23 protein-coding genes are annotated in these 24828 nt (G+C 56.5%); 19 read left to right on the plus strand and 4 right to left on the minus strand.

Annotated elements, in window-relative coordinates; translation table 11 throughout:
- The first annotated feature begins 3 nt into the window (after positions 1–3).
- Genes I6L58_RS16890 through I6L58_RS16915 form a run of 6 tightly spaced genes read left to right on the plus strand, consistent with a single transcriptional unit; the run spans position 4 to position 6005 of the window.
- Complete coding sequence (locus I6L58_RS16890) at positions 4–534, plus strand: cupin domain-containing protein (RefSeq protein ID WP_006178420.1); 531 nt, start codon at positions 4–6, stop codon at positions 532–534.
- A gap of 9 nt (positions 535–543) precedes the next feature.
- A complete protein-coding gene (locus I6L58_RS16895) occupies positions 544–1314 on the plus strand; it encodes an alpha/beta fold hydrolase (protein ID WP_088208568.1) in 771 nt (256 codons plus the stop codon).
- Entirely contained in the window at positions 1298–2092 is a 795-nt protein-coding gene (locus I6L58_RS16900) for an SDR family oxidoreductase (protein ID WP_088208569.1), read from the plus strand. Before I6L58_RS16895 ends, I6L58_RS16900 begins: the two co-directional genes overlap by 17 nt.
- A 9-nt stretch (positions 2093–2101) precedes the next feature.
- Entirely contained in the window at positions 2102–2872 is a 771-nt protein-coding gene (locus tag I6L58_RS16905; RefSeq protein WP_088208570.1) for an aspartate dehydrogenase, read from the plus strand.
- Positions 2873–2881: 9 nt separating this feature from the next.
- Positions 2882–4351 (plus strand): aldehyde dehydrogenase, encoded by a 1470-nt coding sequence (locus I6L58_RS16910; protein ID WP_088208571.1) that lies wholly within the window; start codon positions 2882–2884, stop codon positions 4349–4351.
- Positions 4352–4364: 13 nt separating this feature from the next.
- Complete coding sequence (locus tag I6L58_RS16915; protein ID WP_088208572.1) at positions 4365–6005, plus strand: thiamine pyrophosphate-binding protein; 1641 nt, start codon at positions 4365–4367, stop codon at positions 6003–6005.
- Positions 6006–6155: 150 nt separating this feature from the next.
- Here I6L58_RS16915 and I6L58_RS16920 read toward each other — a convergent pair whose 3' ends face one another.
- Both I6L58_RS16920 and loiP read right to left on the minus strand, forming a co-directional pair.
- Entirely contained in the window at positions 6156–7424 is a 1269-nt protein-coding gene (locus I6L58_RS16920; RefSeq protein WP_088208573.1) for an OprD family outer membrane porin, read from the minus strand.
- Positions 7425–7634: 210 nt separating this feature from the next.
- Positions 7635–8393, minus strand: coding sequence for a metalloprotease LoiP (loiP, locus tag I6L58_RS16925; protein ID WP_006178411.1), 759 nt, complete (start codon positions 8391–8393; stop codon positions 7635–7637).
- Between the two features lie 272 nt (positions 8394–8665).
- Between loiP and tkt the strand changes: the two genes are divergently transcribed.
- From tkt to mscS, 11 genes are all read left to right on the plus strand, one after another.
- On the plus strand, positions 8666–10657 hold the full coding sequence (gene tkt / locus I6L58_RS16930) for a transketolase (RefSeq protein WP_006178410.1): 1992 nt from the start codon (positions 8666–8668) through the stop codon (positions 10655–10657).
- 317 nt (positions 10658–10974) lie between these two features.
- The gene (cmtB, locus tag I6L58_RS16935; RefSeq protein ID WP_088208574.1) at positions 10975–11418 is read left to right on the plus strand and encodes a PTS mannitol transporter subunit IIA; all 444 of its coding nucleotides are present in this window, start codon (positions 10975–10977) and stop codon (positions 11416–11418) included.
- A 27-nt stretch (positions 11419–11445) separates the two neighbouring features.
- Positions 11446–12825 carry a PTS mannitol transporter subunit IICB gene (locus I6L58_RS16940; RefSeq protein ID WP_006178408.1) on the plus strand — a complete coding sequence of 460 codons (1380 nt, stop codon included), beginning with the start codon at positions 11446–11448 and terminating at the stop codon, positions 12823–12825.
- A gap of 23 nt (positions 12826–12848) precedes the next feature.
- The gene (locus I6L58_RS16945) at positions 12849–14126 is read left to right on the plus strand and encodes a zinc-binding dehydrogenase (protein WP_088208575.1); all 1278 of its coding nucleotides are present in this window, start codon (positions 12849–12851) and stop codon (positions 14124–14126) included.
- Positions 14123–15094, plus strand: coding sequence for a class II fructose-bisphosphatase (glpX, locus tag I6L58_RS16950; RefSeq protein WP_088208576.1), 972 nt, complete (start codon positions 14123–14125; stop codon positions 15092–15094). The genes I6L58_RS16945 and glpX overlap by 4 nt, the downstream gene beginning before the upstream one ends.
- Positions 15095–15109: 15 nt before the next feature.
- Positions 15110–15619 (plus strand): MltR family transcriptional regulator, encoded by a 510-nt coding sequence (locus tag I6L58_RS16955; RefSeq protein ID WP_006178405.1) that lies wholly within the window; start codon positions 15110–15112, stop codon positions 15617–15619.
- The gene (locus I6L58_RS16960) at positions 15616–16326 is read left to right on the plus strand and encodes a nucleoside/nucleotide kinase family protein (protein ID WP_088208577.1); all 711 of its coding nucleotides are present in this window, start codon (positions 15616–15618) and stop codon (positions 16324–16326) included. Before I6L58_RS16955 ends, I6L58_RS16960 begins: the two co-directional genes overlap by 4 nt.
- A 246-nt stretch (positions 16327–16572) precedes the next feature.
- Positions 16573–17592 carry an erythrose-4-phosphate dehydrogenase gene (gene epd, locus I6L58_RS16965; RefSeq protein WP_006178403.1) on the plus strand — a complete coding sequence of 340 codons (1020 nt, stop codon included), beginning with the start codon at positions 16573–16575 and terminating at the stop codon, positions 17590–17592.
- A gap of 49 nt (positions 17593–17641) precedes the next feature.
- A complete protein-coding gene (gene pgk, locus I6L58_RS16970) occupies positions 17642–18805 on the plus strand; it encodes a phosphoglycerate kinase (protein WP_006178402.1) in 1164 nt (387 codons plus the stop codon).
- 92 nt (positions 18806–18897) lie between these two features.
- Positions 18898–19977, plus strand: a complete 1080-nt coding sequence (fbaA, locus tag I6L58_RS16975) for a class II fructose-bisphosphate aldolase (RefSeq protein ID WP_006178401.1) — start codon at positions 18898–18900, stop codon at positions 19975–19977.
- A 186-nt stretch (positions 19978–20163) separates the two neighbouring features.
- A complete protein-coding gene (gene mscS, locus I6L58_RS16980) occupies positions 20164–21018 on the plus strand; it encodes a small-conductance mechanosensitive channel MscS (RefSeq protein WP_006178399.1) in 855 nt (284 codons plus the stop codon).
- Between the two features lie 47 nt (positions 21019–21065).
- Here the strand turns inward: mscS and dctP are convergent, their stop codons facing one another.
- A complete protein-coding gene (dctP, locus tag I6L58_RS16985) occupies positions 21066–22124 on the minus strand; it encodes a TRAP transporter substrate-binding protein DctP (protein WP_088208578.1) in 1059 nt (352 codons plus the stop codon).
- Between the two features lie 204 nt (positions 22125–22328).
- Here dctP and argO point away from each other — a divergent pair, with 204 nt between their 5' ends.
- The gene (argO, locus tag I6L58_RS16990; RefSeq protein WP_006178397.1) at positions 22329–22964 is read left to right on the plus strand and encodes an arginine exporter ArgO; all 636 of its coding nucleotides are present in this window, start codon (positions 22329–22331) and stop codon (positions 22962–22964) included.
- Between the two features lie 92 nt (positions 22965–23056).
- Positions 23057–23797 carry an oxidative stress defense protein gene (locus tag I6L58_RS16995; protein WP_006178396.1) on the plus strand — a complete coding sequence of 247 codons (741 nt, stop codon included), beginning with the start codon at positions 23057–23059 and terminating at the stop codon, positions 23795–23797.
- Between the two features lie 48 nt (positions 23798–23845).
- On the opposite strand, the gene argP is transcribed toward I6L58_RS16995, so the two are convergent.
- Positions 23846–24739, minus strand: a complete 894-nt coding sequence (gene argP, locus I6L58_RS17000; RefSeq protein ID WP_006178395.1) for a DNA-binding transcriptional regulator ArgP — start codon at positions 24737–24739, stop codon at positions 23846–23848.
- Positions 24740–24828: the final 89 nt, after the last annotated feature.

Raw genomic sequence — 24828 nt, forward strand, 5'->3', positions numbered from 1 at the left:
GTCATGACTGATTCAACCGTAACTGCAAAACCGGGCGTTAAGCCTGAGCATCTGACCATGGAAGAGTGGGTCGAGTCGCGCATTGCGCGCTTTGAAGGCCGCAAGTATGACTGGAACGCCCTGAAGTTCCAGGCCGACTATGACCCGAAATACCGCCGCGCGCAGATGCGCTATATCGGCACCGGCGCAACCGGCGTGGCGAACGACACCAATACCGTTCAGGCCGACCACTTCACCTTCTCCACCATGGTATTGCCGTCGAAGTGCGAAGGGCCGCTGCACCTGCACGACGACGTGGAAGAGGTCTTCTTCATGCTCAAAGGGCAGATCACCCTGATGATTCAGGACGGCGACAACTACACCGAAACCGTACTGCGCGAGCGCGACCTGATCTCCGTTCCGCCGGGTATCTACCGCGGGCTGTTTAACCACGGCGAAGAAGAGGCGCTGATGTGCGTGATGCTGGGAACCAACAAGCCGGAAATCCCAACCTATCCGGCCGATCATCCGCTCTCTAAAGTGAAGCGCGGGTAAGGGGGCGGGATGACGGGCTTTCGCGAACAGGGAAGCGGCACCCCGCTGATGCTGCTGCACGGTATCAGCTCCGGCGCGGCCTCCTGGCATAAGCAGATGGCGCTGAGCGGTTTTCGCGTGCTGGCGTGGGACATGCCCGGTTATGGCGAAAGTCCAATGCTGGCGACCGAACGCGCGAACGCGGGCGATTACGCCGACGCGCTGGCAGCAATGCTCGATCGCGCGGGCGTCTGGCAGGCGGTGCTGGTCGGGCACTCGCTGGGGGCGCTGGTCGCCAGCGCCTTTGCCGCGAAGTTTCCGCAACGCGTGCTGCATCTGGTGCTGGCGGACGCGGCGCAGGGCTACGGCCAGGCCGCGCCGGAGCAGCGCGAGCAGGTGTGGCGCAACCGCGAGCAGCAGATCGCGCTGGGCGGCGACATACTCGCCCAGACCCGCGCGGCGAAGCTGTTGCGCCCCGGCGCGCGCGCGGAGGACATCGCGACCGTTGCGACGGGCATGCGTGCCCTGCGCCCGGAAGGCTATCTCGCCGCCGCGTGGATGCTGGCGCACGACGATATACACGGCTGGCTGACGCGCTATTCGGGCACCTTTGAAGTCTGGTGCGGCGAGCAGGATGCCATCACCCAACCCGAGCTGGTGCAGGGGCTGGCGCTGCGCTACGGCATGCCGTTCACCGCCATTCCGCAGGCCGGACACGCCAGCTATCTCGATAACGCGGCGTTTTTTAATCAACAGCTTTTACGTATTCACCAGGAGGTAGGCGATGAATGCACACATTGACGGACGCGTAGCGGTAGTCACCGGCGGATCGTCCGGCATTGGCTTTGAAACGCTGCGCCTGCTGCTGGGCGAGGGGGCAAAAGTGGCTTTCTGTGGCCGCGATCCGGACCGGCTCGCCAGCGCACACGCGGCGCTGCAAAACGACTACCCCGACGGGGAGATCTTCGCTTACCGCTGCGACGTGCTCAACGCCGATGAGGTGCAGGCTTTTGCCCAGGCGGTTCAGGCGCGCTTTGGCGCGGCGGATATGCTGATCAATAACGCCGGGCAGGGCTACGTGGCGCACTTCAACGACACCCCGCGCGAGGCGTGGCTGCACGAAGCCGAGCTGAAATTGTTTGGGGTGATCAACCCGGTGCAGGCGTTTCAGCCTCTGCTGGAGCAGTCCGATATCGCCTCGATCACCTGCGTCAACTCCCTGCTGGCATTGCAGCCGGAGGAGCACATGATCGCCACCTCCGCCGCCCGCGCCGCGCTGCTGAACATGACGCTGACACTCTCAAAGGAGCTGGTGGGCAAAGGTATTCGCGTCAACTCCATTTTGCTCGGCATGGTGGAGTCCGGCCAGTGGCAGCGCCGCTTTGAGAACCGGGCGGATAAAAGCCAGAGCTGGGCGGCGTGGACGGCGGATATTGCGCGCAAGCGGGGCATACCGATGGCGCGCCTCGGCAAGCCGCAGGAGCCTGCACAGGCGCTGCTGTTTCTCGCCTCGCCGCTGGCCTCGTTTACCACCGGTGCCGCGCTGGACGTTTCCGGCGGCTTCTGCCGTCACCTGTAAGGACGCATCATGAAAAAAATCATGTTAATTGGCTTTGGCGCGATGGCGCAGGCGGTAATTGAGCGCCTGCCTGATGGCGTCAGCATTGGCTGGATCGTAGCGCGCGAGGCTCACCACGAGGCCATTCGTGCGCAGTTCGGCGGTGCGGTAGCGGCGCTGGCCTCGCCGGTGGACTGCGCTGAAGCGCCTGGCCTGGTACTGGAGTGCGCCAGCCAGCAGGCGGTGGCGCAGTACGGCGAAGAGATACTGCATCGCGGCTGGCATCTGGCCGTGATATCCACCGGCGCGCTGGCGGACAGCGCGCTGGAACAGCGTCTGCTCAGCGCGGGTGGAAAACTCACGCTGCTCTCCGGCGCGGTGGCGGGCATCGACGGGCTCTCCGCCGCCAAAGAGGGCGGCCTGGAGCGTGTGACCTATCGGTCGCGCAAAAGCCCGGCCAGCTGGCGCGGCAGCTACGCCGAGCAGCTTATCGATCTTAACGCGGTGTCGCAGGCGCAGGTGTTTTTTGAGGGCAGCGCCCGCGAGGCGGCGCGGCTGTTCCCGGCGAACGCCAACGTGGCGGCGACCGTGGCGCTCGGCGGCGTCGGGATGGATGACACCCGCGTGCAGCTGATGGTCGACCCGGCGACGACGCGCAACACCCACACGCTGCACGTCGAAGGGCTGTTTGGCGAGTTTCATCTGGAGCTGAGCGGCCTGCCGCTTGCCAGCAACCCCAAAACCTCCACCCTGGCGGCACTGAGCGCGGTGCGCGCCTGCCGCGAGCTGGCCCTGAGCTGAGGAGTCACGATGGACGATCTGAAGATTTTTATCGGTGGCCACTGGCGACACGGCGGCGGCAACCTGATGCAGAGCCAGTTCCCGGCGGACGGCTCAATCAACGCGACGCTTAACGCCGCAAGCCTGGACGATCTGGAGGACGCCATCGACGCAGGCGAACGCGCGTGGCGCGATCCGGACTGGCGCAACCGACTGCCGCATATGCGGGCGAAGATCCTGCACAAGGTGGCCGATCTGATTGAATCCCGCGTCGATGAACTGACGCAGATGCAGAGCCGCGACAACGGCAAGCCGCTGGCGGAAGCGCGTGGCCTGGTGATGAGTGCGGCGGGCACGGCGCGCTATTTCGCCGCCGCCTGCGAGCTGCTGGAAGGCGAACTGCCCACGCCGCGCCAGCCCGATCTCCTGACGCTGAGCCGCTACGAGCCGCTCGGCGTGGTGGCGGCCATCACGCCGTGGAATTCGCCGATTGCCAGCGAAATGCAGAAGGTTGCTCCGGCCATTGCCGCCGGAAATGCGGTGATCCTCAAACCTGCCGAGGCCACGCCGCTGATGGCACTGGAGCTGGCGCGTATTTTTGAACAGGCCGGGCTGCCCGCCGGGCTGCTGAGCGTGCTGCCGGGCAAAGGCTCGGTGGTTGGCGACGCGCTGGCGCGCCACCCTCGCGTGCGGAAAATTTCCTTTACCGGCGGCACGACCACGGGGCGGCATCTGGCGCACGTGGCGGCGGAAAAGCTGATCCCGGCGTCGCTGGAACTGGGCGGGAAATCCCCGACCATCGTGCTGGAAGATGCGGACGTCGAGCAGGCCGCGCGCGGGATCTGCTACGGCATTTTCAGCTCGGCGGGGCAGGCGTGCATTGCCGGTTCACGACTGTTTATCCACGAGAGCATTTACGCTCCGCTGATGGCGCGGCTGCTGGAACTCACGCGCGGCCTGCGCGTCGGGCATCCGTTTGCCGACGGTACGCATATCGGGCCGCTGATTAACGACAGGCATCGCCAGAGCGTGCAGGCGTACGTAGAGCTGGCGCAACGCGAAGGAGGCCGCGTGCTGTGCGGCGGGGAGATCCCGGCCGATCCGGCGCTTGCCGGCGGAAGCTTCTTCCAGCCAACAATCATCGAGGGTCTGACCAACGCCGCCCGCGCCTGTCAGGAGGAGATCTTCGGCCCGGTGCTGGTGGCGATGCCGTTCAGTGACGAGGCGGCGCTAATCCGCGAGGCCAATGACTCGGTGTACGGCCTGGCGGCGGGCATCTGGACGCGCGATACCGGACGCGCCCTGCGCCTGAGCGAGCAACTGGAAGCGGGCACCGTGTGGATCAACACCTACAAAGTGTTTGCGATTTCGACCCCGTTTGGGGGCTTTAAAGAGAGCGGTCTGGGCCGCGAAAAGGGCATTCAGGGGCTGAAAGCCTGGATGCAGCAAAAGAGCATTTATCTGGCGACGGGTAATAGCGTCAACCACTGGTGCGACTGAGAAAGGGTGAGCAATGAGCGAAATGATAACCGTCGGCGACGCCATCGCCAGAACGCTGGAGCAGTATCAGGTTGAGGCCATCTACGGCGTCATCTCTATCCACAACCTGCCAATCGCGGATGCGGTGGGGCAGCGGGGCAACATCCGCTTTGTGCCCGCGCGCGGCGAAGCGGGTTCTGTCACCATGGCCGACGCCCACGGACGCTTTTCCGGCCTTGGCGTGGCGCTGACCAGCACCGGCGCAGGGGCGGGCAACGCGGTGGGGGCGCTGGTGGAAGCCATGAACGCCTGTACGCCGCTGCTGCACCTGACCGGCCAGGTTGAAAAAGCCTGGCTGGATGCCGACACCGGGTTTATCCACGAAACCCGCGATCAGCTGACCTTCCTCAAGGCCAGCTCGAAACGGGCCTGGCGCATCAGCAATGCTCACCAGGCGGTCGCTATTCTCCATAAGGCCATTCAGGAGGCGCAGACGCCGCCGTGCGGGCCGGTTTCGGTGGAAATTCCGATTGATATTCAGGGGGCGAAGATCCCGGCCTCGCTGGTGACGGCACCGGTGAAATCCTCCGCGCCGGACACCGTTGATAACGCTGTGGTCGAGGCGCTCTGGGCGCAGCTTAAGCAGGCGAAACAGCCTCTGCTGTGGCTGGGCGGCGGGGCGCTGGGAAGCGCTGATGCCGTGCATAAACTGGCGGATGCGGGCTTCACGGTAATCTCCAGCACCCACGCGCGCGGCGTGCTGCCGGACAGCCATCGCGCCAGCCTGCGGGCGTTCCATAATTCACCGTCGGTCGAGGCGCTGATTGCCCGGTGCGACTTTACGCTGGTGGCAGGCTCGCGCCTGCGCAGTAACGAAACCCGCTCATGGACGCTCGAGCTGCCGCATCCCCGCGTGCAGATTGATATCGATCCGGCGGCGGCGAGCCGTAACTATCTGATGGATAACACCCTGGTCGCCGACTGTTCTGTGCTGCTGGCGGCGCTGGCGAACAAAGCGCAGGGGCGCGAATGGGGCAATGCCCAGTGGGATGGGCAGGTTCAGCAGGCGGTGGCAACAGCAGAGCAGGGGCTGCGCGAGCAATGCGGGGCGTATGCGAAGCTCAACGATGCGATTGAAAAGGCGCTGCCGAACGACGGCCTGCTGGTGCGGGATATCACCGTTTCCGGCAGCCTGTGGGGCAGCCGTCTGTTCCGCGCTAACGGCCCGCTGATGAACATTCACTCTCTGGCGGGGGCGATTGGTATGGGGCTGCCGATGGCGATCGGCACCGCGATTGCCAACCCGCAGCGCAAGGTGGTGGGGCTGGTGGGCGACGGCGGCCTGAGCCTTAACCTGGGGGAACTGGCAACGCTTGCCCAGGAGAAAGCGAACGTGACGCTGCTGATCATGAACGACGGCGGCTACGGCGTGATGCGCGGTATTCAGGATAAGTATTTCGGTGGTCGTCAATATTACAACGAACTGCACACACCGGACTTTACCCTGCTGGCGCAGGCGATTGGCCTGCAGGCGTGGAGCGTGGAGCGGGCCGAGGATTTTGACGCGGTGATGACGGAGGCGCTGTCAATGCCGGGGCCATCGGTGGTGGAGGTGCGGATGGGGCAGATTGGCGCGCTGAAGTTTGCCGGGCCGCCGCAGAAGTCGCTGTATTGATATGGTGGATATCGCCCGGTGACGCTGCGCTTACCGGGCCTACGTTTGTTGAGGTGCGGACCGTTTTCCCTCACCCCGGCCCTCTCCCAAAGGGAGAGGGTGATCGCGTTCCCTCTCCCTTTGGGAGAGGGTTAGGGTGAGGGGACAAACTCAGAACACCTTAAACGGATATTCCACATAAGCGCGGATCTCATCCCCGCCGACGTTATAGTCGCTGGCGTTGCTGGAGACGCGCAGCACGGAGTAGCGCAGCTTCAGCGTCAGGTCTTTTGCCGGGCCGTCCTGCACCTGATACTGGACCTGGTTAAACCACTCGTGCTCTTTACCGTTGCTGGTTTCAGACGTTTTGATGTTATCGCCGCGCACGTAGGCCGTGGTCCAGCTCAGGCCCGGCAGGCCGAGTCCGGCGAAGTCCAGGCCGTAAGACGCCTGCCATGAGCGTTCATCTTCCCCGTTAAAGTCAGACCAGTAGGAGTTCGCCAGCCAGATGGTGTTACCGCCGTCGCCCACGCCGCCGCGATTGCGATAGCCACCGTAGTTGTAGCCGGTGCTGCCGCTGCTCTGCTGATACGCCACCTTAAAGGTATGAACGTCCCAAATGTAGCTCGCCGCCAGGCTCCAGATGGTATTGCTGCGCCCGGTGTCGAGGCTGTCCGCGTAGCGTTGATCCAGACGCGAGTTATAGCCGTTAAAGTCCAGAATCAACTGCTGCCCGGTGCTGAACGGCTGTTTGAAGTTCATGCCCAGATACTGTTTATTCATCACCTCTTCGTTGTGAGAGGCATACAGTGCGCCGCTGAACTGGTCGTTGAACTGGTAGCTTGCGCCGCCGAAGGTCAGGCTTTTCAGGCCGCTGTCGTGGCGGTCATCGCTTTTACGCTGCTGGTCAGTGAAGTAGCCAGCGTTCAGGTCCAGGCCGTCGATCTCTTTCGAGGTCAACATCGTGCCGGTGTAGCTTTCAAACAGCAGACGCGAGCTGTCGGCGGTGACAATCGGCAGCGCCGGGCGCTGGTTGCCGTAGCTCAGCACGGTATTTGAAAAACGCATTTTTGCCGTGGCGCCAAATTTTGCCAGGTCGGATTTTGCCCGGCCATCGTCTTCCTGTCTGAAGAAGTCGATACCGCCCGCGCCGCTCTTGCCACGCCCGCCGTCGAGACGCACGCCGTACTGGGCGATACCGTCGACGCCAAATCCTACCCGCCCTTCGGTATAACCGGATTCAAAGGTCGCGATGAGTCCCTGACCCCATTCAGCTTTGTCCTGCTGGCCCTGATGGTAGTCCCGGCTGATGTACGCGTTACGGAAAAACAGGTCCAGATGGCTGTCATCAATAAAACCCTGGCTGTCAGACTGCTGGCTTGCTACGGCGGGAAGGGCCGAAAATAAACTTAATGCGATTAACGATAATTCTTTTTTCACGGAGGGAGCGTCTCTGTCTGGATATATTAATTTGTATTGCTGCACATTGGATAATTACCGGAAAGGTTTACGATTGCAATCAATAAGTGACCAGGCGTTTCAGCGGGCGAGGGCAGGCGTGGCGCGGTGTTGAGGGGCGTTACCGATACGTGCGGTTATATTAGCAATTCATGCGAAATAAAAAGGAGGCCATTACGCCTCCTTTCAGGATTATTTAATTCCGTCTGCCGCCATCCGGTCGCGAATATGCTGCGCACGTTCAACGGAGGCCGGGTGATCGTCAAACATTGAGCTTTGACGACCCTCTTCCAGCTTCGCCAGTTTTTCAAAACTGGTGGCCAGGCCTGATGGATTGATTCCGCGTTTGCGCAACAGATCGTAGGAGTAGTCGTCGGCCTCAGACTCCTGACGCTGGGAGAACTGGGAGTTCACCAGTTTTTCACCCATATCGCCAATCTGCGACTGGGATAGGCTGCCGACGATCCCGCCCGCAGAGGCTGCCGCCGCGCGAACCGCGTTGGTTCCGAGCGCGACCTGCATCCCTTTCTTGACGTGGCCGAGCGCAACGTGGCCCATTTCGTGGCCGATAACCGCTTCCACTTCGTTGTCGGTCATGATGTCCATCAGCCCGCTATAGACGCGGATGCAGCCGTTCGCCATTGCGAAGGCGTTCACGTCTTTTGCCACGTAAACCTTGTAGTTCACCGGCTGGCCGTTGATGTTGTCACCAAGCGCAGAAGCAATCTTGTTCAGACGCTGCGTGTAGGTGCTGTTAGCCGGGGCGATAGTGGCTTTTGCATCCATATCTTTACAGGCCTCGTCGCTCAGCGCTTTCACCTGCGCGTCGCTCAGGGAGTATGCCTGGAAGGCCTCTGCGCCTGAGCTCATCAGGCCGTTAGAGTCCATATTCTGACAGCCGCTTAGCAGGAGCGTTGTTCCCAGGGCCAGCACTATTGCACGCATTTTCATGATGTTGCTTCCGTACTCGTTAACATGAATTAAATCCGAAAAATGCACCGTCAGCGAAGCCGGTGTCGCGCTAAGTATAAGGAATATCTGCAGGGGCGGGCGAGAAGATTGCGCAACTTGCGAGCATGTTCCAGAGATTTCTTAAGCGGCAAAAGAATGGTCCATGTACATGCCCTACGGCTTGGGTTACATTGTTGGCACTTTTTTCCGGCGTAGCCCAAAACGCGCTGTCGTCAAGGGCATGGCCTTTAACAGTCCGATCTGGAGTTAAAATGTCCTCACGTAAAGAGCTTGCTAATGCTATTCGTGCGCTGAGCATGGACGCAGTACAGAAAGCCAAATCCGGCCACCCGGGTGCCCCTATGGGCATGGCAGACATCGCCGAAGTCCTGTGGCGTGATTTCCTTAACCACAATCCGCAGAACCCAGCATGGGCTGACCGTGACCGTTTCGTGCTGTCCAACGGCCACGGCTCTATGCTGATCTATAGCCTGCTGCACCTCACCGGCTACGATCTGCCTATTGAAGAGCTGAAAAACTTCCGTCAGCTGCACTCTAAAACTCCAGGTCACCCGGAAGTGGGTTACACCGCAGGCGTTGAAACCACCACCGGCCCGCTGGGTCAGGGTATTGCCAACGCTGTGGGTATGGCGATTGCTGAGAAGACGCTGGCAGCGCAGTTCAACCGTCCTGGTCACGACATCGTTGACCACTTCACCTACGCCTTCATGGGCGACGGCTGCATGATGGAAGGCATTTCTCACGAAGTGTGCTCCCTGGCCGGTACCCTGAAGCTGGGCAAACTGGTTGCGTTCTATGACGACAACGGTATCTCCATCGACGGTCACGTTGAAGGCTGGTTCACCGATGACACCGCTGCACGTTTCGAAGCCTACGGCTGGCACGTGGTGCGTGGCGTTGATGGTCACGATGCTGACTCGATTAAACGTGCAGTAGAAGAAGCACGCGCAGTAACGGACAAACCGTCCCTGCTGATGTGTAAAACCATCATCGGCTTCGGCTCTCCGAACAAAGCGGGCACCCACGATTCCCACGGTGCGCCTCTGGGCGACGCGGAAATTGCACTGACCCGTGAGCAACTTGGCTGGAACTACCCAGCATTCGAAATCCCGTCTGAAATCTATGCGCAGTGGGATGCGAAAGAAATGGGTCAGGCGAAAGAGTCTGCGTGGAACGAGAAATTCGCTGCCTATGCGAAAGCCTTCCCACAGGAAGCTGCTGAGTTTACCCGTCGTATGAAAGGCGATATGCCGTCTGACTTCGATGCGAAAGCCAACGAGTTTATCGCTAAGCTGCAGGCGAACCCGTCCAAAATCGCGAGCCGTAAAGCGTCCCAGAATGCGATCGAAGCGTTCGGTCCATTGCTGCCTGAATTCCTCGGCGGCTCCGCTGATCTGGCGCCATCTAACCTGACTCTGTGGTCTGGTTCTAAGCCAATCAACGAAGACACTGCCGGTAACTACATCCATTACGGTGTACGTGAATTCGGTATGACCGCGATTGCCAACGGTATCTCACTGCACGGCGGTTTCCTGCCATACACCTCAACCTTCCTGATGTTCGTTGAGTACGCGCGTAACGCCGTGCGTATGGCTGCGCTGATGAAACAGCGTCAGGTGATGGTCTACACCCACGACTCTATCGGTCTGGGCGAAGATGGCCCAACTCACCAGCCGGTTGAGCAGGTAGCGTCCCTGCGCGTGACCCCGAACATGTCTACATGGCGTCCATGTGACCAGGTTGAATCCGCGGTAGCGTGGAAATACGGTGTTGAGCGTCAGGACGGCCCGACCGCGCTGATCCTCTCCCGTCAGAACCTGGCACAGCAGGAGCGTACGCCTGAGCAGCTGGCGAATATCGCGCGCGGTGGTTACGTGCTGAAAGACTGCGCAGGCCAGCCTGAGCTGATCTTCATTGCTACCGGCTCTGAAGTTGAACTGGCCGTTGCGGCATGGGAAAAACTGACTGCCGAAGGCGTGAAGGCGCGCGTGGTATCCATGCCGTCTACCGATGCGTTCGACAAGCAGGATGCGGCATACCGTGAATCCGTACTGCCTAAAGCGGTTTCCGCTCGCGTGGCGGTGGAAGCCGGTATCGCGGACTACTGGTTCAAATACGTGGGCCTGAACGGCGCTATCGTCGGTATGACCACCTTCGGTGAATCTGCTCCGGCAGAGCTGCTGTTCGAAGAGTTCGGCTTCACCGTTGAGAACGTTGTCGCTAAGGCGAAAGAACTGCTGTAATCCTCTCCGAGAGGCAAAACGGGTCGCACAGGCGACCCGTTTTTATATCTCCAGACTACTTTTTTTTGTTTTTAACAATGCCTTTTTAGTGATTGTTATCACAAAAACGGAATGTTGTCATATTAGTAATGTGCAATGGATATCACAAATTCAGGCTTGCTTTTTAATTCTATCTATATAACAAGTTGTTTTTCTTCGCATTAATAAATGGCAGGCTAATGCTCTCGCTATTTTCTCCCCAATTGATTTCATTTTACCGCAGGCGTATTTTGTTTTTAGCGAGACGTTGTACCCTAAAAATAAAATAAGGATTATATATGCGGTTGATTGATTACTTCCCTGAATCCTCTATCTCAATAAAACCCGCAGCAAAGAACTGGCAGGAAGCCATTGACTTTTCCATGTCGTCTTTGCTGCACAATCATTATATTAATGCTGATTATATTGCGGCGATTAAAACCTCGACGCTCACTAATGGTCCCTATTATATTCTGGCACCGGGCGTTGCAATGCCCCATGCCCGCCCGGAATGCGGTGCGTTAAAAACAGGTATGTCTTTAACGCTTCTGAAGCAGGAGGTGCACTTTGCCGAAGACGATCAACCGGTTAAATTGCTGATTGGTTTATCGGCGGCAGATGCGGATTCACATATCGGCGCTATTCAGGCATTAAGCGAATTATTATGTGAAGAGGATATGCTGACAGCGTTGTTAACCGCTAAATCAGAAAAACAGTTGGCGGATATTATCGCTCGCGCATAACTATTCTTTCCTTTACAGGACATTATTATGGAACACAAGTCTGCTCGTGCGAAGGTCCAGGCTTTTGGGGGCTTTTTGACTGCAATGGTCATCCCGAATATTGGCGCCTTTATTGCCTGGGGTTTTATTACCGCTTTATTTATTCCGACTGGCTGGATGCCGAATGAGCACTTCGCCAAAATTGTCGGCCCGATGATAACCTATTTATTGCCCGTGATGATTGGCTCTACGGGTGGGCACCTGGTCGGTGGCAAACGTGGGGCGGTGATGGGGGGGATCGGCACTATCGGCGTGATTATCGGCGCGGATATTCCAATGTTCCTCGGCTCAATGATCATGGGGCCACTCGGCGGTCTGGTGATCAAGCATATTGACCGGCTGCTGGAAAAGCGCATTCCCGCGGGCTTTGAGATGGTTATCAATAACTTCTCGCTGGGTATCGCTGGCATGCTCCTCTGCCTGCTGGGGTTTGAGGTGATCGGCCCTGCGGTGTCGATTGCCAATAACTTTATCAAAGGATGTATTGAATCTTTGGTACATGCGGGCTATTTGCCGCTGCTGTCTTTGATTAACGAACCGGCAAAAATCCTGTTTCTGAATAACGCCATCGATCAGGGCGTTTATTACCCGCTGGGGATGCAGCAGGCCTCAGAGACGGGTAAGTCGATCTTCTTTATGGTGGCTTCTAATCCCGGGCCGGGTTTAGGTCTGCTGCTGGCTTTTGCTTTTTTCGGTAAAGGGATGGCAAAGAAGTCAGCGCCTGGCGCGATGATTATCCATTTCCTGGGCGGCATTCATGAACTTTATTTCCCTTACGTACTGATGAAACCGCTGACGCTGATTGCGATGATCGCTGGCGGCATGAGCGGGACGTGGGTATTTAATCTGCTAGGCGGCGGACTGGTTGCTGGCCCAAGCCCGGGTTCGATTTTTGCCTACCTCGCCTTAACGCCAAAAGGCGCTTTTCTGGCAACCATTGCGGGCGTCACGGCGGGCACGCTGGTGACCTTTGCTGTCGCCGCCTTTATCTTAAAGTTGGATAAAAATAACGAAGCTGAAACGGAAGATACCTTCAGTGATTCTGCCAAAGCCGTAAAAGCCATGAAACAGGAAGGTAAGTTTTCCTGGGGAGACGTCAAACGTATCGCCTTTGTCTGCGACGCGGGAATGGGATCAAGCGCTATGGGCGCAACAACGTTCCGTAGACGACTGGAAAAAGCCGGGCGAGCTATCGATGTTAAACATTACGCCATCGAAAATGTGCCTGACGACGCCGACCTTATTGTTACCCATGCCAGTCTGGAGGCGCGCGCTAAAAGAGTCAGTGACAAACCGTTAGTGCTGATAAAGAACTATATCGGCGACCCGCAGCTTGACGATCTCTTTAAGCGTTTAACCACGAATTAATATATCGGGTTTCTGGAGTAAATATGAAAACGAAAGTGGCTGCCATTTATGGCAAGCGGGATGTCCGCATCCGTGAATTTGATCTGCCTGAAACAGGTGAAAATGAACTGCTGGTGAGCGTTATTTCCGACAGCGTCTGTTTATCCACCTGGAAAGCGGCAACATTAGGCAGTGAACATAAACGTGTGCCGGACGATCTGGAAAATCATCCGGTGATTACCGGGCATGAATGCGCAGGGGTGATTGTTGAGGTCGGAAAAAACCTGACCGATAAATATAAAAAAGGTCAGCGCTTTGTTTTACAACCGGCAATGGGATTGCCGAGCGGTTATTCTGCCGGCTACAGCTATGAATATTTTGGCGGTAATGCGACCTATATGATCATCCCGGAGGTCGCAATTAATCTGGGCTGCGTTTTACCCTATCACGGCTCTTATTTTGCCGCGGCTTCGCTGGCGGAACCGATGTGCTGCATTATTGGTGCGTATAACGCTAATTATCATACGACGCAGTATGTTTATGAACACCGGATGGGGGTTAAACCGGGCGGCAATATTGCGCTTCTGGCCTGTGCCGGGCCAATGGGAATTGGCGCCATTGATTACGCGATTAACGGTGGCATCCAGCCGTCTCGCGTCGTGGTGGTGGATATTGATGACGCACGCCTCGCGCAGGCAAAAAAATTGCTGCCGGTTGAGCTTGCCGCTCAAAAGGGCATTGAACTTATCTATGTGAATACGTCCGGTAGTGAGAACCCTGCCGCTGCGTTACGCGCATTAACCGATAATGCCGGGTTTGATGACGTGTTTGTCTATGCTGCGGTTCCGGCGGTCATCGAACTGGCGGACGAACTGCTCGCCGAGGATGGGTGCCTGAATTTCTTTGCCGGACCAACGGACAGCAATTTCAAGGTGCCGTTTAATTTTTACAATGTTCATTACAACAGTACGCATGTGGTAGGCACCTCCGGCAGCTCGACGGATGACATGAAAGAAGCCATTGCGCTGAGTGCGACGGGCCAGCTTCAGCCCTCGTTTATGGTGACCCACATCGGCGGCCTCGATGCGGTGCCGCATACGGTACTCAACCTGCCTGACATTCCCGGCGGCAAAAAACTTATCTATAACGGCGTCACCATGCCGTTAACGGCGATTGCCGATTTTGCCGAAAAAGGGAAAACCGATCCGCTGTTCCGGGAGTTGGCGAGGCTGGTGGAGGAGACGCACGGCATCTGGAATGAAAAAGCAGAGCGCTATCTGCTGGCGCAGTTTGGCGTGGATATCGGGGAGGCCGCGGCATGATGTCTCTGGCATGGCCGCTCTCTCGCGTTACGGCACAGGCGGCGCTGGCTGCCTGGCCGCAAACCGGGTGCGGCGATAAAAATCGGATTGACGGGCTGGCCGTCACCGCCATGCGCGAAGCGCTGAACGACATAGCGATTTGCGGGCGTATTGTTATCGGCGAAGGTGAGATCGATCATGCGCCAATGCTGTGGATTGGCGAGGAGGTTGGACGCGGCATCGGCCCGGCAGTGGATATTGCCGTCGATCCCATTGAGGGCACCCGAATGGTGGCGATGGGGCAAAGCAATGCGCTGGCAGTCATGGCATTCGCTCCGCAGGGCAGCCTGTTTCACGCGCCTGATATGTATATGAAGAAACTGGTGGTTAACGCGGCGGCGGCGGGGGCAATCAACCTTGCACTGCCGCTGGCGGAGAACCTCCGCAACGTTGCGCGGGCGCTGGGCAAGCCGCTTGAACGTTTACGGATGGTCACACTGGATAAACCACGCCTGCACGCTGCTATCGCCGAGGCGACACAGCTGGGCGTCAAAGTTTTTGCTCTGCCCGATGGTGATGTCGCGGCCAGCGTACTGACCTGCTTACAGGATAATCCCTACGATCTGATGTACACCGTCGGCGGCGCGCCAGAAGGGGTGATCTCCGCCTGCGCGGTAAAAGCGCTGGGCGGCGACATGCAGGCGGCGCTGATCGATTTTTGTGAAGCGAAGGGGGAAAGCCCCGAGAACCGTCTTGTGGCCGAGCAGGAGTACCGGCGCTGTGCGGAGATGGGCGTAGAGGTCAATCGGGTCTACACCCTTAACGAACTGGTGGAGGGAGATGACATTCTCTTCAGCGCGACAGGCGTGACGGGCGGCGATCTGGTGACGGGTGTTCAGCAGGTTGCGAAGGGGGTGCGCACGCAAACTTTGCTCATCTGCGGCGCCGACCGAACGTGTAATATAATAGACTCCCTGCATTCATGGTGATTTATCGAGAAACGAATGACGACGCTAACCGAAGACGACGTAATTGAGCGACTGGATGCTCAGCTGGATTTACTTTCGTTTATGACAACGGCAAATGAGATTTTGCTGCTGGGGATCAGACGTTTTCTGCCGTCGCTGTTCGTGAATAATGATGAAGAGATCGTGGAATATGCAGTGAAGCCGTTACTCGCGCAAAGCGGGCCGCTTGACGATATTAGCGTGGCGTTGCGTTTGATTTACGCGCTGGGAAAAATGGATAAATGGCTTTATGCCGATATCACCCATTTCTCCCAGTTCAGTCAGTATCTGAGCGAACAGAGTGATATTCCGGGGTTCGCGGATGACATCACCTGGGATTTTATCAGCAACGTAAATAGCATTACCCGTAATGCAACCTTATTTAATGCCCTTAAATCGATGAAATTTGCCGATTTTGCTGCATGGTCTGAGGTTCGCTTTACTGGCATGGTCAAGACGGCAATGACGCTGGCGGTAACGACGATACTCAAGGAATTAGAACCGTGAAAATTAGCCTGACAGTGAATGGATTACCGGTTGAAGCGCAGTATGGCGAAGATGAGATACAAAACGTCCATCTCCCTCTGTTACAGGATATCGCGAAGCTGCACAGACGTGGCGGTAAAAGAAGGACCGTTGTTTTTCTCAGTGCTCCGCCGGGAACAGGCAAGTCCACATTAACGACGTTCTGGGAATATCTCTCGCAGCGGGAGCCCGGTCTGCCTGATATACAAACTCTCCCGATGGATGGATTCCATCATTACAATGACTGGCTGGTTGCAAACCAACTGCGTCCTTATAAAGGCGCACCGGAAACCTTCGATGTGGCGAAGCTGGCAAATAATCTGCGCCAACTGGGCGAGGAGACCGCAGTCTGGCCTCAATATGACCGACAAAAACACGACCCTGTTGAAGCGGCGATTGCGGTTACGGCCAGCATTGTTATCGTCGAAGGAAACTGGCTTTTGCTGGATGACGATAGGTGGAAGGCGTTGGGGGCGTTCTGTGATTTCTCCATTTTTATTACTGCACCTGCGTCAGCGCTGCGTGAGCGCCTTGTGCAGCGCAAGGTCGCAGGGGGGTTATCGCAGGAGGAGGCGCAGGCCTTTTATTTACGTACGGATGGGCCGAATGTTGAGCGCGTGCTGGGCCATAGTCGCCAGGCCGATGCGCTGTTGCGCATGACGGAAGCAGGTGAATACCGGTTTGCCTGAATGGAATAATACGGCGCGCTTTGGGTCATGAAAATGTGACGCAAGTCAGATAAATGGCGAATCTATCCGGCGGAACGTTCCTTTTATTCCCCGTTTCGCTTATTCTTGCTGAAGCGTTTCAGTCGATTAAATGTTCGACAAATGACCAATCAATCGCAGTTTGTGACAGGCAAGGATTCCCCTCAGAACGTAGCTGGATTACTCTTTCAGCCACCTCAAACCCAGGGATAGCTTTGCAGGAGATCTATGACCGTACGCGTAGCGATTAATGGCTTCGGTCGCATCGGACGTAACGTGGTTCGTGCTTTATATGAATCCGGGCGTCGTGCGGAAATCACCGTGGTGGCAATCAATGAACTGGCGGATGCTGCGGGCATGGCGCATTTATTGAAATACGACACCAGCCATGGGCGCTTTGCCTGGGACGTTCGCCAGGAGAGGGAGCAGCTGTTTGTCGGCGACGATGTCATTCGCGTGCTGCACGAGCCTGCTCTTGAGTCGCTACCCTGGCGCGAGTTGGGGGTGGACGTCGTGCTGGACTGTACCGGCGTGTACGGCAACCGTGAGCACGGTGAAGCACATCTGAACGCCGGTGCGAAAAAGGTGCTGTTTTCCCATCCCGGCAGTCACGACCTCGATGCCACTGTCGTTTTCGGCGTCAACCAGCACGAGCTGCAGGCCGAACACCGCATTGTCTCCAATGCCTCCTGTACCACCAACTGCATTATTCCGGTCATTAAACTGTTAGACGATGCGTATGGCATTGAGTCCGGTACCGTGACCACAATCCACTCCGCTATGCACGATCAGCAGGTTATCGACGCGTATCACCCGGATTTGCGGCGCACCCGTGCGGCGAGCCAGTCCATCATTCCGGTTGATACCAAGCTGGCGGCCGGGATCACCCGAATTTTCCCGCAGTTTAATGACCGTTTTGAAGCGATTGCCGTGCGCGTTCCCACCATTAACGTGACCGCAATCGACCTCAGCGTGACGGTGAAAAAACCGGTAAAAGCCTGTGAAGTCAACCTGTTGCTGCAAAAAGCGGCACAGGGTTCATTTCATGGTATAGTTGACTATACGGAATTACCGTTGGTCTCAGTAGATTTTAACCATGACCCGCACAGTGCCATTGTTGATGGCACACAAACGCGAGTCAGTGGCGCACACCTTATCAAGACGCTGGTCTGGTGTGACAACGAATGGGGCTTTGCTAACCGGATGCTCGACACCACGTTAGCAATGGCCGCGAAAGGTTTCAGGTAGAGCGCACGTTGCGCTTGCAAAACTTTAAGAATCAACGAGAGGATTCACCATGTCTGTAATTAAGATGACCGATCTGGATCTGGCAGGTAAACGCGTTTTCATCCGTGCCGATCTGAACGTACCGGTTAAAGATGGCAAAGTGACCAGCGATGCGCGTATCCGTGCTTCTCTGCCAACCATCGAACTGGCACTGAAACAAGGTGCAAAAGTGATGGTCACCTCCCACCTGGGTCGTCCAACTGAAGGCGAGTACAACGAAGAGTTCTCCCTGCTGCCAGTTGTTAATTACCTCAAAGACAAACTGTCCAGCCCGGTTCGCCTGGTAAAAGATTACCTGGACGGCGTAGAAGTTGCTGCCGGTGAACTGGTTGTTCTGGAAAACGTTCGCTTCAACAAAGGCGAGAAGAAAGACGACGAAACGCTGTCCAAAAAATACGCTGCGCTGTGTGACGTATTCGTGATGGATGCATTCGGTACGGCGCACCGCGCTCAGGCTTCTACCCACGGTATCGGTAAATTCGCAGACGTAGCTTGTGCAGGTCCACTGCTGGCTGACGAACTGGAAGCGCTGGGTAAAGCACTGAAAGAGCCAGCACGTCCAATGGTGGCTATCGTCGGCGGTTCTAAAGTCTCCACCAAACTGACCGTTCTGGATTCTCTGTCCAAAATCGCTGACCAGCTGATCGTCGGTGGCGGTATCGCCAATACCTTCGTGGCGGCTCAGGGCCACAACGTGGGTAAATCCCTGTACGAAGCAGACCTGGTTGACGAAGCGAAACGCCTGCTGACTACCTGTGATATCCCGGTTCCAACTGACGTTCGCGTGGCGACCGAGTTCTCCGAAACCGCAACCGCGACCCTGAAATCTGTCAACGACATCAAAGATGACGAGCAGATTCTGGACCTGGGCGACGTTTCTGCACAGAAACTGGCTGAAATCCTGAAAAACGCAAAAACCATCCTGTGGAACGGTCCAGTTGGCGTGTTCGAATTCCCGAACTTCCGTAAAGGGACTGAAATCGTTGCTAATGCTATCGCAGACAGCGAAGCGTTCTCTATCGCAGGCGGTGGTGACACCCTGGCAGCAATCGACCTGTTCGGTATCGCTGACAAAATTTCCTACATCTCCACTGGTGGCGGCGCATTCCTCGAATTCGTGGAAGGCAAAGTTCTGCCAGCAGTAGCAATGCTCGAAGAGCGCGCTAAGCAGTAAGCCATTCAAGGGCAGGGAAACCTGCCCAATTTTCAGCGCGCTTATAAGAGCACGCACCTTTTCTAACGGCCGAAGATACAGGACTAAGCAACATGTCTAAAATTTTTGATTTCGTAAAACCTGGCGTTATCACTGGTGATGACGTACAGAAAGTGTTCCAGGTAGCTAAAGAAAACAACTTTGCTCTGCCAGCAGTTAACTGCGTCGGTACCGACTCTATCAACGCCGTACTGGAAACCGCTGCTAAAGTAAAAGCACCGGTTATCGTTCAGTTCTCTAACGGTGGTGCTGCGTTCATCGCAGGCAAAGGCGTGAAAACTGACATTCCTCAGGGTGCTGCCATCCTGGGTGCTATCTCTGGCGCACATCACGTACACCAGATGGCTGAGCACTACGGTGTTCCAGTTATCCTGCACACTGACCACTGCGCGAAGAAACTGCTGCCGTGGATCGACGGTCTGCTGGACGCGGGTGAAAAACACTTCGCCGCGACCGGTAAGCCACTGTTCTCTTCTCACATGATCGACCTGTCTGAAGAGTCACTGCACGAAAACATCGAAATCTGCTCCAAATACCTGGCGCGCATGGCCAAAATGGGCATGACCCTGGAAATCGAACTGGGTTGCACCGGTGGTGAAGAAGACGGCGTGGACAACAGCCACATGGACGCTTCTGCCCTGTACACCCAGCCAGAAGACGTTGATTACGCGTACACCGAGCTGAGCAAAATCAGCCCACGCTTCACCATTGCAGCGTCCTTCGGTAACGTACACGGCGTTTACAAACCAGGTAACGTGGTTCTGACGCCAACTATCCTGCGTGATTCTCAGGAATATGTGTCCAAGAAACACAACCTGCCGCACAACAGCCTGAACTTCGTCTTCCACGGCGGTTCCGGTTCTTCTGCTCAGGAAATCAAAGACTCCGTCAGCTACGGCGTAGTGAAAATGAACATCGATACCGATACCCAGTGGGCAACATGGGACGGTATCCTGGGCTACTACAAAGCTAACGAAGCTTACCTGCAGGGCCAGCTGGGCAACCCGAAAGGCGAAGACCAGCCGAACAAGAAATACTACGATCCACGCGTATGGCTGCGTGCTGCACAGACTTCAATGATTACGCGTCTGGAGCAGGCATTCAAAGAACTGAACGCGGTTGACGTTCTGTAATTTGAGCTGCTGAAAGCGTTATAAGGCCCGCAATCGCGGGCCTTTTTTTATGCTTTTTCAATATCCTGCAATACCCGTTTTTGTGATCTGCTTGGCAATACGCATACTTTTTGTTTACCCTTTACTGACCTGCCTGTCTCGCTATGGGATGGTTTTTGTTGTTTATAAGAGCATAAGGAAAGATAAATGGAAGATCTCGGTGTTGTAGATAGCATCAATAACGCTGGCTCCTGGCTGGTGCGTAATCAGGCGCTGCTCATCAGCTACGCTGTGAATATTGCGGCGGCAATTGCCATTATTGTCGTGGGGATGATTGTTGCCCGTACCGTTTCCCGGGCCATCAATCGCGTCATGCTCACTCGCCACATTGACGCCACGGTTGCTGATTTCCTGTCAGCGCTGGTGCGCTATGGCATTATCGCGTTTACCCTCATTGCGGCATTAGGCCGGGTTGGCGTTCAGACCGCCTCCGTTATTGCCGTGCTGGGTGCCGCCGGTCTGGCCGTTGGTCTGGCGCTTCAGGGCTCGCTCGCTAACCTGGCGGCTGGCGTTCTGCTGGTCACCTTCCGTCCGTTCCGCGCGGGTGAATATGTCGATCTGGGCGGCACGGCGGGCACTGTGCTGAATGTGCAGATTTTCTCCACCACGCTGCGTTCGGCGGACGGTAAAATCGTTATTGTGCCGAACAAGAAAGTCATCGACGGGAACATCACCAACTTCTCCCGTGAGCCGGTTCGCCGCAATGAACTGGTGATTGGCGTGGGTTACGATTCCGATACCGAGCTGGTTAAAAAGCTCATCACCGATATTATCGAGTCTGACGAACGTATCCTGAAAGATCGCGAAATGACCGTACGTCTGAACGAGCTGGGCGCATCGTCAATTAACTTCGTGGTGCGTATCTGGAGCAAGAGCAGCGATCTGCAGAACGTTTACTGGGACGTGCTTGAGCGCATCAAACGTGATTTTGACGCCAACGGCATCAGCTTCCCGTATCCGCAGATGGACGTGAACTTTAAGCGCGTAAAAGAAGCCGAATAACGCGTGTCGATTCAGTCAACGCCCGCCGGAAAAGCGGGCGTTGTGCTTTATGGCTGTTTACGCGCGCTTCCCTCAAGAAGCTGGCTTACCTCGCGCATCAATGTGCCCGCGTCCGCATTACCTTTACTTTCCTGCTGAATCACCCACTCACGTTGTACCGCTTGATACTGCGTCACTCTCTGCCATTTCTCCAGCTCGCCACGGCTAAGAAGATGAAACTGAGCGCCTTCCTTTTCCAGCGTAGCGATCAGAGATGCCAGCCCCTTGTCCAGGGTCGCGCCGAGCTGTTTCTCTGCGATGTTAGCCGCACGATAAATAGCCTGTCGATCCTGCCCGGACATGGCGTTCCAGGTGTCTTTATTCATCACCAGAAGATAGACATGTCCAAGCCAGAGCGCTGGAGAAGAGTAAATATAGGGTGCCTCGCGCTGAGCATGAATGTCATACCCGCTGTCGAGGTTGACCATCAGCCCGTTCAACTGTCCGGCGCGCAACGCGTCGGTAATGTTGTCGTTCCAGGGCATTGCCAGGGTGGTTGCGCCAGCGTTGCGTAAAAATGACTGATGCCAGAAGCTGGCGGTTCGCCACGTTGTTCCCTTTAACTGACTTAACTTCACACCTGGCTGACGCGTAAAAAAACCTACCGGATAACCCAGGAAGAACTGCAAATTTACCAGGTTATTTTGCTCCAGTTCCTGGGCAAACTGTGGATGTTGCCCGAAGACGCGATGAAAGAACGTCACCTGTGCATCACCGTTATCTGGCCCCAGAGGGAAGCTTTTAAATATCTGATGCAGCGGAAGTTGTTCAGCCGTATATTCGGGCACGACAATGCCGATGTCAGCTTCTTTACCTTGACTCAACGTCCTTAGCGCATTGTAGCTACTTGATATTTCCCCGTTCCAGTGGGCATCAATTTTCAGGCGGCCTTGCGACTCTTTTTCGATCTCACGAAAGAAAACCTGTTTGATAAATTGAGTGCGCATATTGCCGTACGGTTCGTGGTCAGTGTACCGCAGGATCTTTTCCGCGCTCGCGGTGGCCGGAAAGGCAGATAACAGCGCGAATGTGGCATAGACGAACGCTGCAAGGCCTTGATGCTTCATAGTTTTCCAGGAGAAGTTTAGTGAGTCAGGGATCGCATAAGGATACGCCGGTTAATGGAGCAGGGGACTTGATAAAATCTGAATATTGCACCTTGCACAGGGTTTTATTAATTATTCTAATTAATCATTAAAATTATCAATTTTCTCTAATGGCAGGCTCGCAGTATAGTCTGCACATAGAGAAAACCTGATGAGAGTTATGTAATGTTATCTTACTATTTTCAAGGGCTTGCGCTAGGCGCAGCAATGATCCTTCCTCTCGGCCCGCAAAATGCGTTTGTCATGAACCAGGGCATTCGCCGCCAGTATCATCTGATGATTGCCCTGCTGTGCGCGGTGAGCGACCTGCTGCTGATCTGCGCCGGCATTTTTGGCGGCAGCGCACTGCTGATGCAGTCGCCATGGCTGCTGGCGCTGGTGACCTGGGGCGGCGTCGCATTCCTGCTCTGGTATGGGTTTGGGGCGCTGAAAACGGCGATGAGCAGCAACCTGGAACTCGCCAGCGCCGAGGTGATGAAGCAGGGGCGCTGGAAAATTATTGCCACCATGCTGGCCGTAACGTGGCTGAACCCCCACGTTTACCTCGATACCTTTGTGGTGCTGGGTAGCCTTGGCGGACAGCTCGACGTGGAGCCTAAGCGCTGGTTTGCGCTGGGAACCGTGAGCGCGTCATTCCTGTGGTTCTTTGGCCTCGCCATTCTGGCTGCGTGGCTGGCACCGAGGCTGCGTACGGCAAAAGCCCAGCGCATCATTAATACGCTGGTCGGGCTGGTGATGTGGTTTATCGCGTTCCAGCTGGCGAAAGAGGGCGTTCACCATGTTCAGGCATTGTTCAACTAAGCGTTGTCTTATGGACATCTGAATAAGACCCGCTAAGCTTGCTGGCATGAGCCCTGTTGTTAGGGCACTCTTCGCAACATGGAGGAATAACAGTGAAGTTTAACGTGATAGCCCTGGCGGCGTTAGTGAGTTTAGGTGCGGTTTCGGCGCAGGCGAATGAACTGCCTGCGGGTCCGCACATCGTCACGTCAGGCACCGCAAGCGTGGATGCGGTACCGGATGTCGCAACCCTGGCGATTGAAGTGAACGTCGCGGCAAAAGATGCCGCGTCCGCGAAGAAGCAGGCGGACGATCGCGTTGCGCAATATCTCTCTTTCCTGGAGCAGAACGGCGTGGCGAAAAAAGATATCAACTCCGCGAACCTGCGCACCCAGCCGGATTATGACTACCAGAACGGTAAAAGCATTCTGAAAGGCTACCGCGCCGTGCGTACGGTGGAAGTCACCCTGCGCCAGCTGGATAAGCTGAACTCGCTGCTGGACGGCGCGCTGAAAGCGGGGCTGAACGAAATCCGTTCCGTCTCTCTGGGCGTTGCGCAACCGGAAAAATACAAAGACGAAGCGCGTAAAGCCGCTATTGATGACGCCATTCATCAGGCGCAGCAGCTGGCGTCCGGCTTCAAAGGCAAACTCGGCCCGGTGTATAGCGTGCGCTACCACGTCTCTAACTATCAGCCAAGCCCGATGGTGCGTATGATGAAGGCCGATGCGGCACCGGTATCCGCGCAGGAAACGTACGAACAGCCGACGATCCAGTTCGACGATCAGGTTGATGTGGTGTTCCAGCTGGAGCCAACGCAGACTCAGCAAACTGAGGCGGCTAAGGCGCAGTAATTTGCCCTCACCCTGACCCTCTCCCACAGGGAGAGGGAATTCAGGCGATTAATCCTGTCTCAACACCTTGTGACCAAATGCCAGCAGCGCGTCGGTGACGTTGCGCATCATGCGGCTTTCCGGTGCAAAACGGTGCCAGTAGAGCATCCGGCGCTGATACAGCCCCGGCGTTAAATCAATCAGCTCACCGCTTTTCAACTCTCTCTCAATCTGCAAATGCGGGATCATGCAGCAGGTGGTTCCCTGACGCGCAAGCTGCACAAAGGCCTCCGACGAGTTCACGATGTGGCACGGCACGCTGCCCGGCGGCAGGTCGAAGTTTTGCTGCAGGAAGGCCTGATGCATATCGTCGAGATGGTCGAATGCCACGGCGGGCGCTTTCAGCAGCGCGGCGCGCGTTACGCCGTTCGGGAAGTAGCGTTCGGCAAAGGCTTTTGAGCCAACAAACAGGTAGTCCAGCGCACCCAGCTGATCGACCAGACAGCTTGGCAGCGCCTGAGGCTGAATACTGACCGCGCCGACCACTTCACCGCGACGCAAACGCTCCTGGGTGCGGGTTTCATCTTCTACCTGCAAGTTGAGCCGGATAGGGGAGTCGGCCAGCACCGGCGCAAGGGCAGGCAGCAGCCAGGTTGCCAGGCTGTCGGCGTTCACCGCCAGCGACAGCAGCAGCGGCGTGGAACCGGTCTGTTCATCACCCAGCCATTCATCTTCCAGCAGCTCAACCTGGCGCAGCAGGGCGAGCAGCTTTTGACCCTGCTCGGTCGGGCGTGGTGGCACGGTACGCACCAGCAGGGGTTGTCCGAACATGTTTTCAAGCTGTTTGATACGCTGTGACACGGCGGATTGGGTGATGCACAGCTTCTGCGCCGCGCGTTCAAAACCACGTTCGCGAATGACGGCATCAAGGGCCTGTAATGTTCTGTAATCCGGACGTTTCATTGCGGGTCAATACTCCTGAATTTTACTTATTCTGCACTATGACACAATTTTCCCCTCGTGACAGACGAAATCCATTCCGCGTGTTCTAT

The sequence above is a fragment of the Enterobacter cancerogenus genome (assembly GCF_019047785.1).
Lineage (GTDB): Bacteria > Pseudomonadota > Gammaproteobacteria > Enterobacterales > Enterobacteriaceae > Enterobacter > Enterobacter cancerogenus.